We start from the raw sequence: 17,130 nt of genomic DNA, 5'->3' as shown, positions 1-17,130 counted from the left end.
GGGCGAGGGGTCAGCTGTCGGCGCGGTCGGCAGGGCGCTGGTCGCGGGTCTGCAGCAGGTGGATCCAGCGTTCGAGGAGCTCGGTGGTGCGCGGCCGGTCCGGGGCGTGCCAGGAGACCGGCACGTTCAGCGTCGCCAGGCGGTGCTCCAGATCCTCGGCGAGGTGGGCGCGGCCGGACTCGCGCAGGTGCCGGGCGTAGCGGGCGGGGTCGTTGTAGTACGTGGGGCCGGTCTGCAGGGTCGCCTGCATGGGGTCGGGCAGGGCGCCGGGCCGGCCCGCGTACTCGTTCCACCACTCGGCGAGGTGCGAGCGCATCCGGGCGGCGAGTTCGGGCTCCTGCGCCAGCAGGTCCCGGGTGAGGTACGGGTCCTCGGTGACGTGGAACAGCTGCTCCCACTCGGCGCGGAAGCACCCGGGGTGGTAGGTGCGGAGGTAGAGGTGGTCGCGGGTGCGCACGGCACGCTGGTAGGTGTGGGCGCCGTGCCCGAGGACCAGGTACGCGCGGGAGTCGATCCGCTCGCCGCGGACCGCCGCCGCGAAGGACTCGCCCTGCCAGCCCGCCGGTACGTCCAGGCCGAGCAGGTCGCACAGGGTCGGGGCGAGGTCGATGTTGTACAGCAGTGCGTCGTTGCGGCGGGCCTCGGGCGGCAGGCGGTCGGTCACCCCCGGCCAGTGGACGATCAGCGGGACGCGCTGGACCGGCTCGCTGGCCATGCCGTGCTCGGCGTAGGAGCCGAGCTCGCCGAAGGACTCGCCGTGGTCGGCGCTGACGATCACCGCGGTCTCCTCCGCGATTCCCAACTCCTCCAGGGCGGCCATCAGTTGACCGAAGTAGTGGTCCCAGTAGGAGATCGCGCCGTCGAAGCCGTTGACCAGGTGTTCGAAGTCGGCGCGGGAGCGGATCGCGTCCGGCATGTTGTGCGGGACGGGCGACTTCCCGGCGCCGTGGATCGAGTAGTTGAGGTCGAGGGCGCTGCGCGGGCCGTAGACCTCGGCGTGCGCGGCGATGGTCTCCTCGTCGGGCCAGGCCTGGACCGGGCCGGAGGCGGCCATCTTCTCGGTCCACTCGGCGGGCTGGGTGTAGTTGGTGTGCGGCTCCCAGTAGGTGAGGTGCAGGTACCAGTCCTCCTCGTCCGCGTGGCGGCGCAGCCAGTCGATGGCGGCGCGGTTCACGTCGGGGGCCTCCTCGTCGCCCATCCGGTCCGTGGCGCGGAGCGACTCGCGGAAGTTGCCGTGGAAGAAGTACGCGCGGTGGCGCTCGGCGAAGACCGAGATCGCGGCGGTGTAGTAGCCGCTCCAGATCAGCCGCTGGCCGAGCAGCGGGCGGTCCGGCTCCGGGCCGTGGCCCGCGTCGAGGCGGTACTGCGCGGCCGGTCCGAAGTGGCCTATCACGCCGTTGCTGATGCCGAACTGACCACTCGTCAGTGCGGTTCGCGACGGCAGGCACGGGGAGTCGGAGCAGTAGTAGCGGTCGAAGACGACGGACTTGTCGGCGAGCTTCTGCAGGTTGGGGGTGGTGGGGCGGTGGTATCCGTAGGGGGTGGTGTGGTCGGCGCGGAGGGTGTCCACGTCGACGTAGATGATGCGCATGCGTGGCTTCCAGGGGTGTGCGGGGTGGATTTCGGGCAGCACTCGTCCGCCGCGCGGCGGTACGGCGCACCGCGCGGTGGGGGAGTGCGGGGAATCAGCGGCTGAGCCGCGCCTCCAGTCGCGCCTTGGTCAGCTGGAGCCAGGCGATGTACGAGGCGGTGGACGCGTAACCCTGCTCGCGGGCCGTGGTGTGCACCTCGCGGGCCCAGTCCGCGTCCAGCTCGGGAAGCTGCGGCTCGTAGTCGTCGATGGGCGGGGCGGGCGAGGTCGCGTCGTGCTTGAGCCGGAACTCCAGCTCGGTGCTGACGATGTCCAGGGCGATCTCGGGGCCGAGCTGACCGGCGAAGAGGAAGCGCAGCTTGAACTCGGGGTCCATCGGGCGCGGCGACGGCTCGAACGGGGAGTGGGCCCACTCCAGCAGCGCTGCCCGGCCGTCCTCGGTCAGCCGGTAGACCTTGGCGTCCGGGCGGCCCTCGCGGGGGTCCACGTCGAACGCCACCCAGCCGCGATCCACCAGGGAGCCGAGCCGGCGGTAGATCTGCGGCAGCTGCACGCCGTAGCCGAGGTACCGGCCCGGTCCGTCCATCCAGCGGCGCAGGTCGTAGCCGGACGTTCGGCGCAGGGCCAGCACGCCGAGAATCACGTAGTCGAGCTGCATTCGGACCTCATATGTTCGCAAGAATCTATATGCCTCAGATTCACCTGGGGTGCTGGCGGTGTCAAGAGTCCGCCGGAACCAGTCCGCCGGAACCGGTCGCGCGACGTCAGAGCACGCAGCGGAACCCGGCATGGCCGCTGGAGCTGTCGGGGCTGTTGGCGGCTCGGGCGGCCACGCGGTAGCGGTTGCAGTACGACACGTGGCACAGGTGCGAGCCGCCGCGGGTGACCTTGTCCGTCCCCCGCCGGGGGCCCCGTGGGTTGACCGGCGCACGAGGGGCGCGGTGGTCGGTGCCCCACCAGTCGGCGCACCACTCCCAGACGTTGCCCGCCATGTTGTACAGGCCGAAGCCGTTGGGCTCGAAGGCGTTGACGGGCGCGGTGCCCCGGTAGCCGTCGGCGGCGGTGTTCTTCGTCGGGAAGGCGCCCCGCCAGATGTTGCAGCGGTACTCGCCGGCCGGGTCCAGCTCGTCGCCCCAGGGGTAGCGCCGCTGCTCCAGGCCGCCACGGGCGGCGTACTCCCACTCCGCTTCGGTCGGCAGCCGCTTGCCAGCCCAGGCGGCGTACGCCGAGGCGTCGTTCCAGGAGACGTGCACCACCGGGTGGTCGCCGCGCCCCTCCAGCGTGCTGCCCGGCCCCTCGGGCCGGTCCCAGGCGGCGCCCTGCACCCCGCACCACCACGGGGTGCGCTCGGGCCGGGGTGCACCGCGGCGCAGCGCGGCGGGCAGGAAGGCGGCGAAGACGTACGACCAGCCGAGGCGCTCGGCGTCGGTGCGGTAGCCGGTGGCGGCGACGAAGGCGGCGAACCGGTCGTTGCTGACCGCGCAGGCGTCGATCCGGAACGGGTCGAGGCGCACCCGGCGCACCGGCCCTTCGCCGTCCCCCGGGAAGCCCTCGGCGTCCTCGGCCCCCATCAGGAACTCGCCGCCGGGCAGCAGCACCGTCCCCTGCGCCGGCGGCACGGCGGGCGCCCGGCTCGCGGAGAGCAGCAGAGGTGCGGGGGCGACGTGGGCGCCGCCGCTCGTGGGCATGCAGCAGCGGGCGGGGCCACCTTGGCTGCGGGAATCGCTCATCTCGTCTCGGGTCCTTTCGAGCGGCCTGGGGTGCCGGACCCCGATCTATGTTCCAACGTACATATGAAGCGGAGATCGCGACAGAGCGGTGCGCGCATGAAGGTCACGCTGTGGCTGCTGTCCGGCACGTTCCTGCACCCCATCGAGACGCCCCGCTGAACACCCGCATCGGCACGGGAAGGTGCACCACGACGCAACGTGCCACGAAGCGGCCGCAGATCGCTGGAACGTTTCGTGCCGGACGCCACACAGTGGGCTCGACGAATGAAGAGGAATGAAGGCTTCTGCCGCGTCGCGCAGGAAGCGGAACCGGTGGCGGACATTCGGGCGCGAATCGAAGAAGCGATCACATGGTGAAGAAAGAAGGGGAGTGGATGGATAAACAGTGAAGGAGAGGGAGGTGCTGGTTCCCGTGGGCGGGTAGGGCAATTGACGCCCCGGCGTCCCGCCCCGGCACCCCGGTACCCCGGCCCCCGGTCGCTGCGGCGAGGTGGGCTGGGGAGGCCTGCCTGACGGCCCCGGACGCCCCGTCAGGCAGGTCGGCCAGATGAACTGATGTGGACCTTGGATGAATTGAGGGGCTGGTCCGTTCCCGTCGACGGCCGACCGGGCGGGTCCTGGCGGGCGCTCCGCGTGCTCCGTGGAGTCCGGGTGCGGCTGCGGCCTCGCCGCAGTGTGTAACCCCGCGCCCTGCACGAGACGGTCGAGCCTCCCCGCTCACCGGGTGCGGCGCGCCCGCCCCGGACTCCGGGGCCGCGCGGGACCGCAGCCCTCGCCGGGCGTCGCCGAACTGCCGGTCAGCCGGACGTCACACCGGCGGATCGGCGTGCAGACCCGGGAAATGCAAACGCCGTCCGGCTCCGCGCACGGGGCTCCTCACCCCTTGCTTCGATGGCGTGTGCTCACGCAGTGCGATCGACGGACGACCCGCGAGGGCGCTTCCCGTCGTGCGGCGTGCCGACTCGTGGTCCTTCCGGGCCGGGCCGGGCGTCCGCTGGCCGGACGCCCGGCCCGGCGATCCTGACGGTCCGCGATCAACTTCGGGGTAGACACGCGTCACCGGTACGGAAGCGTCACGTTCGGTGTCGCCCGCGATCGGGAGCGCCTCGCGCCCCAACTGTTTCCGGGGGTGCTCGTGATGCAGAGCCGGCCCGGCCGTTCCGTCACGGAAGGGAACCGGGCCTTCCGAATGAATTCGGGTCCTGTTGCTCTTCGCAGGCGCGACATCGTGAAGACGTCAGGAGCGGTGGTGCGCACAGCGGCCCGGATTCTGTATGCGCATTCCTGAAGTGCCGGTGCCGGTAATCGTCCTTATGCAAACGACCTCCCCGCCCAATCGTGGTGGCCGGCGCCGGATTCGCGCGCACTGACATTGCGTGACGTGCCGCCCCGGCGGGCGTCGTGACGACGCCTTTCCGTAGCCGGGAAAGAAGAACAACGCGCCATCCCTGGCTGAGGGAGAGCGGATGGCCGAGTTTGCATCTTTCTTACGGACTGAACGATCTGAAACGGGCCCTGACGTGCATCGGGCGGTCCCTCATAAGTCGGACATTTGCATGGAAATAGGCCCTGTTTGGGTCCTCATTCCTTGCGTGAGGGCTTGTCCGCAACATGCCCACGTCCCTCTCTCAAGGGCTGATCTGGCCATGTTGAATCAACCATAAACCGTGCTTGACGCCCCCCGGGGGAGCTGTTAGAACAAGCGGCGGAAAATCTGCGTCGCCGCTGGTGACAGCAGAAGAGAGGTGGGGGCACTTCCTGAGGAATCACGTACGGGGTTTTCGGTATTCGCTTCCGGATGCGCGCGTGAATTCGCAGATCAATCGTATTGAGGCACTTTTCTCCGTCGTCATTCGATGCGCTCGTCGAGCCTGACGGCAGATCAAGGAAGGGTTGCCTTTCCTTCGCACACCCAAAGCGCTTTTGGCGTGTTCTGCACGCCGCCCCGTCTGCCTTGCCCGCCCTTTTCGGCCTACTGAACGGTGTGGAACGTGAAAGCATATTTGGCCATCCTGCGCATCGGTGACTACCGACTGCTCTGGTCGGCCCTCGTCCTGAATCTCCTCGGGGACGGCGCCACCTACGCCGCCCTCGCGTGGATCACCCTGGAGAAGGCGGGAGCCCCTGGACTCGCCGTCCTCGGTGTGTGCCTGACCCTCCCGGTGATCCTGGGAGGGGCTGTCGTCGGACCGCTCCTCGACCGGTTCTCCCGGCGCAAGCTCTTCATCTACGACTCGGTGTTCCGCGGCTTCGTCGTCGCCCTGATTCCGCTGCTCGCGCTGCTGGACGCGCTCCAGACCTGGCACCTGTACGTCGTGGCGCTGGTGTACGGACTGCTCAAGATCATCCCGTTGGCAGGCACCCCCGCCGTGCTTCCCGAACTGGTTCCCGAGGAGAAGCTCCAGGCGGCCTCCGGTCTGGAAGCCACGGCCATGGGGGCCGCCAACGTCGTCGGCCCGGCTCTCGGCGCCGCCATGATCACGGCCTTCGGCGCCCCCCAGGTGCTCATCCTGGACGCCGTGACCTATCTGGTCTTCGCCTTCCTGATCAGCCGTATCAAGGCCCCGATGGGCCGGCCCGAACCGGTGGGCGAGGCCGGTGCCAAGGACTCCCGGCCCGGCTGGGGACCGGTGTTCCGCCTCATCGTCCGCGACCGCTTCCTCCTGGTGCTCACCCTGGCCTTCGGCGCGTTCAACGTCTCGGCGGGCGCGCTCATCGTGGCGCTGCCCTGGCTGGCGAAGTTCGAGTTCGGCGGCGGCCCCGGCATCCTCGGCCTGATGCTCGCCGTCATGGCGGCCGGCGAGCTGATCGGTTCCCTCGTCTCGGGCGCGGTGCAGACCTCCGAGCGGCAGATGCTCCGCATCGGCGTGCTCCAACTCCTCTCCGGGGCCGTGCTGTTCCTGCTCCTGCCGACCGCGCTGCCGTGGATCCTGCTCGGCCTCGCGCTCAACGGCATCCTCTCCGCACCCATGACGGTGCTCGGCGGAGTGGTGCGCATGACCCGGGTGCCCAACGCGATGCGCGGGCGCGCCATGACGCTGATGCGCACCGTGATGGCCGGCGCCCTGCCCGCCGGATCGGCGCTCGGCGGTGTGCTGCTGACAGGCAGCCACTACGGCGCCCTGATCCTGGTGGTCTCCGCGCTGGCTGCGGCCCCCGGTGTCCTGACCGTCGTCCTCTTCCGCAACACCCCGTTCCGGCTGGGGGTGACTGCAGCAGATGACCAGCGCGCCCAGCGGGACTCCGACCCCGACGCCGTCAACACCGCTTCCTGACCCGGGGACGCCTGCCCCGGGGACGTCGGATGCCGACGCCGTACTGCTGATCACCGACCGCCCCCGTACCCGGGAGTCCGCCTCCGGTCCCCTGGCCACGCTGCGGGTTCCCGGTGCTGGGGGAGCACAAGCCCTCGCCGCCCTCGCGGTTCTGCTGCACCGCCACACCGGCCAGTCCCGGCTGCTCCTCGACATCGGCACGGCGCACGGTGCAGCGGGCGCGCTCACTGTGACGCTGGACCCGGACGAGCCCGTGGCCGCGCTGCTGGCGCGGACGGCCGAGGTCCTGCCGGAGGGTCCCCCCACCGGTGCGGCCGTGCGGTTCGTCCAGGCCGCGGACGCCCGGCCGGGCGGCCCGTACGCGCCTTCCGCCGAACCGCACACCCCAGGCGGCAGCCCGTACGAACTACTGGTGACCAGCGACGGCGACGACCTGCTTCTCGGGTACCGCACCTCCCTCTTCGAGGAGGCCACTGCCAACCGCCTCGCACGTCACCTCGTGCTGATCGGAGCGTTCCTGACGGAACATCCGGACGCGACGGTCGGAGAGGTGGACCTGCTGGCCGACGGAGAGCGGGACCAGGTGGTCGGTGCGTTCAACGACACCACGCGCCCCTACCCCGACACCGCCACCGTTCACGGCCTGTTCGCCGAGCAGGCCGCGCTGACGCCGGACGCCCTGGCCCTCAGCTGGCGCACGACAGAAATGACGTACCGTCAATTAGACGCTCTGTCCGACGAGTTGGCGCACCGCATCCATGCGGCGGGAGCGAGGCCGGGCGACCGGGTCGCCCTGCGCTCCGGGTGCACCCCCGACTTCGTCGTCGGAGCCCTGGGCATCCTCAAGGCGGGCTGCGCCTACCTTGCACTGGAGCCCGACTACCCCGCCGAACGCGCCTCCTGGCTCCTCGCGGACGCGTCCGCGAGGATTCTGGTGGCGGCCGGTGACCTGCCGGTGGACCTGCCCTTCGACGGTACGGTCCTCACCCCCGGCTCGCAGGCCGTGGCCGACTCCATCGCGCCCGGCATCCCCGGGGCCGCGGACGACCTGGCGTACGTCTGCTACACCTCCGGCACCACCGGCAAGCCCAAGGGTGTCGAGGTCACCCACCGCAACGTGGTGCGCCTGGTGAAGGCCGCCCACTACGTGGACCTGGGCCCCGACGTCAGGATCCTGCCCACCGGCTCCACCGTCTTCGACGCGAACACCTTCGAAGTGTGGGGAGCCCTCCTCAATGGGGGATCGCTGCGCCTGGTGGACCGCGACGTGGTCCTCGACGCGCATGCGCTGGGCCGGGAGCTGGCCGAGCACCGCATCACCACGATGTGGCTCACCTCGCCCCTGTTCAACCAGCTCGCGGAGCAGGACGCGAGCGCCTTCGCCCCGCTGCGCGAACTGCTGGTGGGCGGGGACGCCCTGTCGTCCGTACACGTCCGGAAGGTGATGGACGCCTGCCCCTCGGTGACGCTGGTCAACGGGTACGGGCCCACGGAGAACACCACGTTCTCCGTGACGCACCGGCTGGACCGGTCCGACCTCGCGCGCATCCCGATCGGCCGGCCGATCACCCATTCCACCGCGTACGTCTTGGACGAGCGGGGCCGCCCCTGCCCGGTCGGCGTACCCGGCGAGCTCTGGCTCGGCGGTGCCGGAGTCGCTCGCGGATACCTGGGACGGCCGGACCTGACGCGGGAACGCTTCGTCGCCGACCCCTTCGGCCCCGAGGGAGGCAGGCTCTACCGCAGCGGCGACCTGGCGCGCTGGCGGCCCGACGGCGTCATCGAGTTCCTGGGCAGGCGCGACCACCAGGTCAAGGTGCGCGGCTTCCGGGTCGAGCCCGCCGAGATCGAGACGGCCATGCTCGCCCACCCCGACGTGGCGGAAGCCGTCGTCGTGGCCCGCACCAGGCCCGGACGGGGCGACAAGTACCTGTGCGGCTACTACGCGGGCCCCCGCACGCCCGACCCCCGGCACCTGCGCGACCTGCTCGCGGCCGAACTGCCGGGGCACATGGTCCCCGCCCACCTCGTGCCGTTGCCCGCACTGCCGCTCAACCACAGCGGCAAGGTCGACAGGTCCCGGCTGCCCGACCCCGACGGCGGGCACCTTCTCGCCGGGACCGACTACCTCCCGCCCTCGGACGACACCGAGCGCGTCATCGTCGAACTCGCCGAGCGCGCCCTCGGGATCGACGGCATCGGCACAGCGCACGACCTGCGCGAACTCGGCGCCGACTCGCTCACCGCGACCCTGATCGCGGCAGGCGTCCAGGAACGGCTCGGACGGCACTGCCCGGTCAGCGCCGTCCTGCGCGCGGGCACCCCCGCCCGGCTCGCGGAACTGGTGAGAGGGGCCGCGCCCGGACTCGGCCACTCCGTGCCGCCCGCACCCAGGCAGGAGACCTATCCCCTCACCCCGCAGCAGCGCCAGCTGTACTTCGAGCAGGTCAAGGACGACCGGGCGGTGCACTACAACGTGCCGCTCAGCCTGGAGCTGCCCGCCGACACCGACCCGCACCGTCTGGTGCGCGCCCTGACGGAGCTCGCCGGGCACCACGAGGCACTGCGCACCCGCTTCGTCGTCGAGGACGGCGAGGTGCGCCAACGCATCGAGACGCGTGCCGACGTCGAGGTGCGCGTCATCGACCAACCCCCGGGACCCATCGGGGAGTTCGTCCGGCCCTTCGACCTCGGGCGGGTGCCATTGTGGCGGGCGGACGTGCACCGCACGCCGTCCGAGGTGACACTGCGGCTCGACCTGCATCACATCGTGGTGGACGGGTTCTCCCTCGCACCGCTGCTGGAAGATCTGGCGACCCTGTACGCGGGAGGGGCGCCGCAGCCCGAGGCCACGCGCTACCGGGACTACGCGGTGTGGTTGAACGGTCCGGCCGGGACCGCCCTGCGGGAGGCCCAGGAGCCGCACTGGCAGCAGGTCTTCGCCACCCCCGTCGATCCGGCGGACCTGCCGACCGACACGACGAGGCCCGCCCTGCGGGAACTCGCTGGAGCGGTAGCGGAGTTCGAGGTGGGGCCCGAACTGACCGCACGGCTGCGCCAGTTGGCGCGCAAGGAGGGAGTCACCCTGTTCGCGGTGCTCGCGGGTGCGTACAGCGCCCTGCTCGCCGCGCTCAAGGGCACCGACGACATCACGGTCGGTGCACCCGTCTCCGGTCGCACCGCCCCCGGGCTGCACCGCACGGTCGGCATGTTCGCCAACACGGTCGTGCTGCGCACCGCTGCCACCCCCTCCCTGCCCTTCACCGCCTACCTGCACCACCTCTCCGACGTCGCCGAAGACGCCTTCGCACACCAGGACTTCCCCTTCGAGAGCCTGGTCACCGCGGCGGCCCCGGTGCGCGACTACAGCCGCAGCCCGCTGTTCGACGCCCTCATCGCGCTGCACAGCGGTCGCTACCTCACCGTCGACTTCCAGAGCACCGGGGTCCCGGTGCGCCTGGAACAGACCGGGCAGTCCGTCTTCGACCTGGACCTCCAGATCTACGAGGACGCCGGATCGCTCCGCATGTGCTGGCGGTACTCGCGCGGGCTGCTGCGGCCGGAGACCGTGCACGCCTGGCGGGACGACTACCTCCGGCTCCTCGGCGCGGTCGCCGACGACCCCGCGCGCACGCTCGCCGAGCTGCTGCCCGCACTGCTCCGTACACCCGTCGTGCCGGAACCCGTACTCGACTTCGACTTCTGACACCCGAGCAGCACACCGCGTGCCCGCCACGCACGTGCCGCCCCTCTCCGTCCCCGCCGCGCACGCACGCTTCACCCGCACCCCCCGCTCGTACGTCCAGGCGCACGTCTCACGCGTACGCCTGCGACGTCGACGGCTCAGCCACATCCGAACGGCTCACAGCTCAGTGCAGGAGAAACACATGCCACTGCTCGACTCCGAAGCGAACAGCTCCGCTTCCCCCTCCCAGGCCGCCTACTGGCGATCCCAGCTGGCCTCGCTCACACCGACGCCCGGCCTCCTCCCCGACCTGCGGCCGCAGCAGGCCGCGGAGGGGACGGCGCGCGCGGAGCACGGCACCCACGCCGTACGCCTCGGCTCTCCGCTCACCGAACGGCTCGACCGCATCAGCCGCGACCAGCCCGAGATGCTCGCCGTCGTCCTCACCGCCGTGCTGGCCGCCCTCGTCGCCCGGTACACGGGCGAGGAGGACGTGACCGTGTCCCAGCCGACCCGGGGCGCCGTCCCCGAGTTCGCGGGCGGTCCGCTGGCGCTGCGCATCACCACGGGCGGCACCCTGCGGGAACTCCTGGGGCGGGTGGCCCCGGCCGTCCGTGAGGCGGAGCACCACCAGAACCACGCGGTGGCCCCGCTCGCCGCCGAACTCGGCCGCACCGACGTCTTCGCCGTCGCGATCACGCTCGACGGGTACCACGACGCACCGGACACCTCCACCGACGGCGTCCGCCTCACCGTCTCCCGTGACGGCGCCGAACTGGTCGTCACCCTCTCCTACGACACCACCCGCTACACCGCCCCCTCCGTCGAACGGATCGGCGCGCACTACGCGCTGCTCCTGGAGAAGGCCGCCCACGCCCCGGACGACGACCTCTCCAGCCTCGACCTGCACACCGCCGACGACGCCTCGGTGATCGACGCGAGCAACGCCACCGGGCACCCCTTCGACGAACAGGCCACCCTGCACGGCCTGTTCGCCGCACAGGCCGCCAGGACCCCCGGCGCACCCGCCCTGCTCACCGACGACCTCACCCTCACGTACGCCGAACTCGACGCCCGCTCCAACCAGTTGGCCCGCACCCTGCGCGAGCGCGGCCTGGGCCGGGACCAGGTCGTCGCCCTGGTCGCCGAGCGCTCCCCGGAGATGATCACGGCGATCCTGGCCGTGCTGAAGGCGGGCGGTGCCTACCTGCCGGTCGACCCGTCCTACCCGCAGGCGCGCATCGACTACCTGCTCGCCGACAGCGCGGCCCGCCTCGTCCTGCACCAGGCCCGCTTCGCCGCCCTGCTCGGCGACGCGCCCGGCCTCGACCTGGACGACGACGCCTCGTACGCGACGGACTCCGCCCCGCTCGAAGCGGCCCCCGGGACGGACTCCGGCCCCACCGACACCGCCTACGTCATCTACACCTCGGGCTCCACCGGCCGCCCGAAGGGTGTCCTGGTGGAGCACCGCAGCGCCGTCAACCGGCTCACCTGGATGCAGCGCGCCTACCCGATCGGCCCCGAGGACGTCGTCCTGCAGAAGACGTCGATCTCCTTCGACGTATCGGTGTGGGAACTGTTCTGGTGGTCCTTCACCGGAGCCGCGCTCGCCCTGCCCGCGCCCGGCACGGAGAAGGACCCGGCCGCCCTCGTCGCCGCCCTGGACCGGCACAAGGTCACCACCACGCACTTCGTGCCGTCGATGCTCACCATGTTCCTCGGCCACCTCGCCCGGTTCGGCGACGGCACCGCGGCCGGCACCCTGCGTCAGGTCTTCGCCAGCGGCGAGGCCCTGGGCACCGCACAGGCACAGAAGTTCGGCCAACTGCTGCCGAACGCACGCCTGGTGAACCTGTACGGGCCGACCGAGGCCACCGTCGACGTCACCCACCAGCCCGTCGAGGGACTGGAGAGCGTGGCCCGCCTGCCGATCGGCCGCCCCATCGACAACATCCGGCTGTACGTCCTGGACGCGGCCGGGCGCCAGACCCCCGTCGGCATCCCCGGCGAGCTCCACGTCGCGGGCGTCGGAGTGGCCCGCGGCTACCTGGGCCGCCCCGAACTGACCGCCGAGAAGTTCGTCACCGGCGACGCGGTGCGCGAGGCGACCGGCGAGGAGCGCCTCTACCGCACGGGCGACCGGGCGCGCTGGCTGCCGGACGGCGGCATCGACTACCTGGGCCGGGTCGACCTCCAGGTCAAGGTGCGCGGCTTCCGGGTGGAACCGGGCGAGATCGAGGAGCGGCTGCGCACCCACGACGCCGTCCAGGAAGCCGCGGTCGTCGCCGTGGACGACGGCTGGCAGACCTCGCTGCGCGGCTTCGTCGTCCTGGCCGACGAGGCGAGCGAGGCCCAGCTCAAGGACTACGTGCGGGCCGCACTGCCGGAGTACATGGTGCCCGGCCGCGTGGTGTCGCTGGCCGAGCTGCCGCTCACCCCGAACGGCAAGCTGGACCGGGCGGCGCTGCGGCGCCCCGAGGCGCTGCGCAAGCAGGCCCCCGCGCACGTCGCCCCGCGCACCGAGCGCGAGGAGACCCTCGCGGAGATCTGGAAGGCCGTGCTGGGCCGCGAGAAGGTCGGCGTGCACGACAACTTCTTCGCGCTGGGCGGCAACTCCATCCACTTCGTGTCCGTGCTCGCCAAGTCCCGTGCGGCCGGACTGGACTTCACCTTCCAGCAGCTCTTCAAGCACCAGACGGTCGCGCTCCTCGCGGAGTCGATCGCGGCGGAGCAGGAGAGCGCGACCGTGGCCGAGGACGTCGCCGCGCGCGGCGCCTTCCAGCCGTTCGAGCTGATCGGCGACGCCGACCGGGCCCTGCTGCCGAAGGACGCGGAGGACGCCTACCCGCTGTCGATGCTCCAGGCGGGCCTGATCTTCCAGACGGAGATCACCGGCGGTCTCGGCCAGTACCACGACGTCCTCAGCTACTCGATCACCGGCGGCTTCGACGCGGAGGCGTTCACCGAGGCGGTGCGACTGCTGACGCTGCGGCACCCGATCCTGCGCACCACCTACCACCTCACCGGCTTCAGCGAGTTCCTCCAGATCGTGCACCGCGAGGTGCCCGTCCCGCTGACCGTCGACGACCTGCGCCACCTCGACGAGGACGGCCAGGAGGCGTGGCACGAGGACTGGCTGGCCCGCGAGAAGGCCCGCCCCTTCGTGTGGGAGGAGGGCGGCCTGGTCACGCTGCACGTGCAGGTGCTCAGCGACGAGCTGTACCGGTACACCGTCAGCCAGCACAACTCGGCGCTCGACGGCTGGTCCATCTCGCTGCTGCACACGCAACTGTTCGAGCTGTACCACCAGGTGCGCGACGGCCGGGACACCGCACGGCCCGCCGTCGACAACCACCTGCGCAACTTCGTCGGACTGGAGACCGAGGCGCTGCGCTCTCCCGCGTCCCGCGACTTCTGGCTGGACGTGCTGGAGGACGCCGGCCCCGCCGACGTACCGCCGAAGCCCGGCGCCGTCGCCACCGACGACTTCCGGGTCGTGCTGCGCGACGTACCGCTGCCGGCCGGACTGACCGAGCGCGTGGAGGCGACGGCCGACGCCCTGTCCGTACCGTTCAAGGACGTGCTGCTGGCCGCGCACATGAAGGTGCTGGGGCTGGTCTCCGGGCAGCAGCGGGTGATGACCGGCTACGAGCACAGCGGCCGTCCCGAACTGCCGGGCGCGGAGACGACGCTCGGCCTGCACCTGAACTCCGTGCCCTTCCAGATCGACCTGGGCGGCGGCAGCTGGGCGGACCTCGTCCGCCGCGTCTACCGTGCGGAGCTGGACCTGCTGCCGCACCGCCGTTACCCGATGGCGAAGATGAAGCAGGACCTGGCCACCCAGCGCACCCTGTTCGAGACGACGTTCAACTTCACGCACTTCTACCTGCTGAAGAACCTCCAGGAACTGCCCGAGTTCTCCCTGCTGGACATGCGGGTGGACTCCGAGACGGAGTTCCCCTTCCGCACGGAGTTCTCCCGGCACTTCTTCGACGACGAGGTGCAGCTGTGCCTGCACTACCACACCCACCTCTACGACCAGGAGCAGATCGACCGCATCGGCGGTTACTTCGTCCGCGTGCTGGAGCTGATGGCGAGCGAGCCCGACGCCCCGCACGAGGCACGGCAGTTGCTCGCCGACGAGGACCTCGCGCTGCTCGGCCGCACCCGCGCCGACGAGCCCGCGACGGTCGCACCGGGCGCTGGTGCGGCGGCGTCCGAGGAGACCGTCGCCGCGATCCGTACCGCGTGGGAGAGCGTGCTCGGCCTCACCGCCCAGGACATCGGCGCGGACGACGACTTCTTCGCACTCGGCGGCAACTCGCTGTCCGCACTGCGGGTCGTCCTGGAGCTGGACGGCCTGGTCACCCTCTCCGACCTCACCCGCGTGCCCCGGCTCGCCGAACTCGCGGCGCTCGTCGAGACCCGCGGCAGGCAGGAGGGCCCGGAGGAACTCCTGCACCTGCTCAGCTCGAAGGCCGACGGGGCCAGGGCGGCCGTGGTGTGCGTGCCCTACCCCTGCGGGCACCCGGTGAACTTCAAGCCGCTCGCCGAGGAGATCGAGAAGCTCGACCCGACGCTCGTCGTCTACGGACTGGAGCCGCCCGGCCACGACCCGAGCAGCCCCGGCGAGTTCGCCGACGTCCTTGAGACGGCGGCGCGCACGGCTGACGAGATCGAGGCCAAGGCGGACCTGCCGCTCATCCTGTGGGGCCACTGCGGCGGAGCCGCCGTCACGGTGGAGCTGGCCCGCGTCCTGGAGGACCGGGGCTTCGACCTGCGACACGTGTTCATCGGGTCGAAGCTGCTGCCGCCCGCGAAGGACATGCAGGAGTCGATCGACATGATCGAGACCTGGTCGGACGACCAGATCATCTCGTACATGGTCGAGGAGACCGGCTACAGCGAACTGGACGGTCTCGACCACCGCTACACCGCGTTCACGGGCCGCCTCTTCCGCCACGACGTGTGCGGCGGCTACCGCTACTTCATCAACGTCACCGAGGAGCAGCCCGACTGGCGCATCCAGGCGCCCGTCACCGCCGTCGTCGCCGACGACGACAAGGGCCTCGCCCACGCCCGGGACGAGTTCCGCTGCTGGGAGCGCGTCGCGGACGACGTCAGCTTCCTCGAACTGGCCGGCGGCGGCCACTACTTCGTGCGCGGCAATCCCGCCGGCACCGGTGAACTGATCGTGCGGGCGTGGGCGTCCGCCGCCGAGTTGGAGGGCTGACATGCAGATCCCCGTCCTGTGCTTCCCGTTCGCGGGAGCCGGAGCCTCCGCGTTCCGCCGCTGCCAGGAGTACGGCAGCGACACCGTCCAGATCGTTCCCGTACAGCTCCCGGGACGTGAGGAGCGGTTCGGCGAGCCGCTGTACACCGACGTCGTCACCGCCGTCGACGACCTGCTGCCCACCGTCCTCGACCAGGTGGCGGGCAGCCCGTCCGTCGCCCTGTTCGGGCACAGCCTGGGCGCGGTCATGGCGTACGAGATGGCCCACCGCATCAGCGCGCTCGGCGGCCCCGAGGTCGTCAAGCTCTTCGTGAGCGGCTCGCCCGGTCCCTGGACCCAGCGCGAGACCCGGGCCAGCGGGCTCTCCGACGACGCCTTCCTCAAGCAGGTCGAGGAGTTCGCGGGCTACACGCACCCGGCGCTCGAACACCCCGACCTGCGGGAGATGCTGCTGCCCCCGCTGCGCGCCGACGTCGAGATGCACGAGGCCTACCGCTCCCCGTCCGAGGTCCCCCTGAGCGTGCCGGTGGTCTCGATCCGGGGCGAGGTCGACGAACTGGTCGACCGGGCCCAGGCCCGTGAGTGGGACGCGGCCACCACCGGCCCGGTCCGCCAGGTGGAGCTGCCCGGCGGGCACATGTACCTGGTCGACTCGCCCGCCGCACTGGTCCGCCTCCTCGACGAGGAACTGGCCGCCCAGGGGGTGGGCCGATGAGCACCCTGCTCGGTGCGGCTCCCCACGGAACCGGTCCGTTCACCATCGCGCCCCTCGCGGGCAGGACGGCCCTCGTCACGGGAGCAGCCCGCGGCGTCGGCCGGGCGTGCGCCCTCGCGTACGCCCGCGCCGGGGCCGACCTGGTGCTCACCGACATCGGCGAGGACCTGGACGGCGTCCCCTACCCGCTGGGCACGGCGGGCCAGTTGGAGTACACCGCGCGGCTGTGCCGCGAGGAGGGCGGCGGGCCCGTCTCGACGGCCACGGCCGACGTCCGCGACCTGGACGCGGTACGGGCCGTGGTGGACGGTGCGCTCGACCGGTTCGGCCGGATCGACGTGCTGCTCAACAACGCCGGGATCGCCGCGCCCTCCGGCAAGACGGTCCACGACATCACGCCCGACGAGTGGGACCTGATGCTCGACGTCGACGTCTCGGGCGCCTGGCGGATGATCCGGGCGGTGGGCGCGGCCATGACCGCCCAGCGCGCGGGCAGCGTCATCAACGTGGCGTCCACGGCGGGCCTGGTCGGCTACCGGCACTTCGCCGGATACGTCACCGCCAAGCACGCCCTGGTCGGCCTGACCAAGGCGGCGGCCCTGGACCTGGCGCCCTTCGGGGTGCGGGTGAACGCCCTGTGCCCCGGGTCGGTGCGCGACGACGACGCCGCCGAGGGCCGGATGCTCACCGAGATCGCCCGGTCCCTGGACGTACCCGTCGAGGAGCACGAGGAGACCTTCGTGGCGGCCCAGCCCATGAACCGGCTGATCGAGCCGGAGGACGTGGCGGGCGCCGCCGTGTGGCTCGCCTCCGACGCCTCCCGCCAGGTGACGGGTTCCACCGTCACCGTCGACGGAGGGTTCACGAGCCGGTGAGCGCCCGAGCCCTGGAGGGGAAG

8 protein-coding genes are annotated in these 17,130 nt (G+C 71.4%); 5 read left to right on the top strand and 3 right to left on the bottom strand.

Annotation, left to right across the window (positions count from 1 at the left end; translation table 11 throughout):
• Nucleotides 1–10 precede the first annotated feature (10 nt).
• The 3 genes from ACIO3O_RS00370 to ACIO3O_RS00360 form a co-directional block, all read right to left on the bottom strand.
• Nucleotides 11–1,591: a sulfatase gene (locus ACIO3O_RS00370; RefSeq protein WP_401740091.1), complete on the bottom strand. Its 1,581-nt coding sequence runs from the start codon at nucleotides 1,589–1,591 to the stop codon at nucleotides 11–13.
• Between the two features lie 94 nt (nucleotides 1,592–1,685).
• Nucleotides 1,686–2,249 (bottom strand): PadR family transcriptional regulator, encoded by a 564-nt coding sequence (locus ACIO3O_RS00365; RefSeq protein WP_401740090.1) that lies wholly within the window; start codon nucleotides 2,247–2,249, stop codon nucleotides 1,686–1,688.
• A 106-nt stretch (nucleotides 2,250–2,355) separates the two neighbouring features.
• A complete protein-coding gene (locus ACIO3O_RS00360) occupies nucleotides 2,356–3,321 on the bottom strand; it encodes a formylglycine-generating enzyme family protein (protein WP_401740088.1) in 966 nt (321 codons plus the stop codon).
• Nucleotides 3,322–5,312: 1,991 nt separating this feature from the next.
• On the opposite strand from ACIO3O_RS00360, the gene ACIO3O_RS00355 reads away from it, so the two are divergent.
• From ACIO3O_RS00355 to ACIO3O_RS00335, 5 genes are all read left to right on the top strand, one after another.
• Entirely contained in the window at nucleotides 5,313–6,596 is a 1,284-nt protein-coding gene (locus ACIO3O_RS00355) for an MFS transporter (protein WP_401740086.1), read from the top strand.
• Nucleotides 6,541–10,302 (top strand): amino acid adenylation domain-containing protein, encoded by a 3,762-nt coding sequence (locus ACIO3O_RS00350; RefSeq protein ID WP_401740084.1) that lies wholly within the window; start codon nucleotides 6,541–6,543, stop codon nucleotides 10,300–10,302. The genes ACIO3O_RS00355 and ACIO3O_RS00350 overlap by 56 nt, the downstream gene beginning before the upstream one ends.
• Nucleotides 10,303–10,483: 181 nt before the next feature.
• Complete coding sequence (locus tag ACIO3O_RS00345; protein WP_401740082.1) at nucleotides 10,484–15,517, top strand: amino acid adenylation domain-containing protein; 5,034 nt, start codon at nucleotides 10,484–10,486, stop codon at nucleotides 15,515–15,517.
• Between the two features lies 1 nt (nucleotide 15,518).
• Nucleotides 15,519–16,232 carry a thioesterase II family protein gene (locus ACIO3O_RS00340; protein ID WP_401740081.1) on the top strand — a complete coding sequence of 238 codons (714 nt, stop codon included), beginning with the start codon at nucleotides 15,519–15,521 and terminating at the stop codon, nucleotides 16,230–16,232.
• Complete coding sequence (locus tag ACIO3O_RS00335) at nucleotides 16,229–17,107, top strand: SDR family oxidoreductase (RefSeq protein WP_401740079.1); 879 nt, start codon at nucleotides 16,229–16,231, stop codon at nucleotides 17,105–17,107. The genes ACIO3O_RS00340 and ACIO3O_RS00335 overlap by 4 nt, the downstream gene beginning before the upstream one ends.
• Nucleotides 17,108–17,130 lie beyond the last annotated feature (23 nt).

Source organism: Streptomyces sp. NPDC087440 (genome assembly GCF_044744005.1).
In the GTDB taxonomy this organism is placed as follows: Bacteria; Actinomycetota; Actinomycetes; order Streptomycetales; family Streptomycetaceae; genus Streptomyces.
Note: the sequence above shows the minus strand (reverse complement) of the source record. Positions and strands in the feature narration are given on the sequence as shown.

Bases quoted from the DNA above. Each gene is read 5' to 3' on its own strand.
- ACIO3O_RS00345 (WP_401740082.1), top strand. From the start codon at position 10,484: ATGCCACTGCTCGACTCCGAAGCGAACAGCTCCGCTTCCCCCTCCCAG.
- ACIO3O_RS00360 (WP_401740088.1), bottom strand. From the start codon at position 3,321: ATGAGCGATTCCCGCAGCCAAGGTGGCCCCGCCCGCTGCTGCATGCCC.
- ACIO3O_RS00370 (WP_401740091.1), bottom strand. From the start codon at position 1,591: ATGCGCATCATCTACGTCGACGTGGACACCCTCCGCGCCGACCACACC.
- ACIO3O_RS00340 (WP_401740081.1), top strand. From the start codon at position 15,519: ATGCAGATCCCCGTCCTGTGCTTCCCGTTCGCGGGAGCCGGAGCCTCC.
- ACIO3O_RS00365 (WP_401740090.1), bottom strand. From the start codon at position 2,249: ATGCAGCTCGACTACGTGATTCTCGGCGTGCTGGCCCTGCGCCGAACG.
- ACIO3O_RS00350 (WP_401740084.1), top strand. From the start codon at position 6,541: ATGACCAGCGCGCCCAGCGGGACTCCGACCCCGACGCCGTCAACACCG.
- ACIO3O_RS00335 (WP_401740079.1), top strand. From the start codon at position 16,229: ATGAGCACCCTGCTCGGTGCGGCTCCCCACGGAACCGGTCCGTTCACC.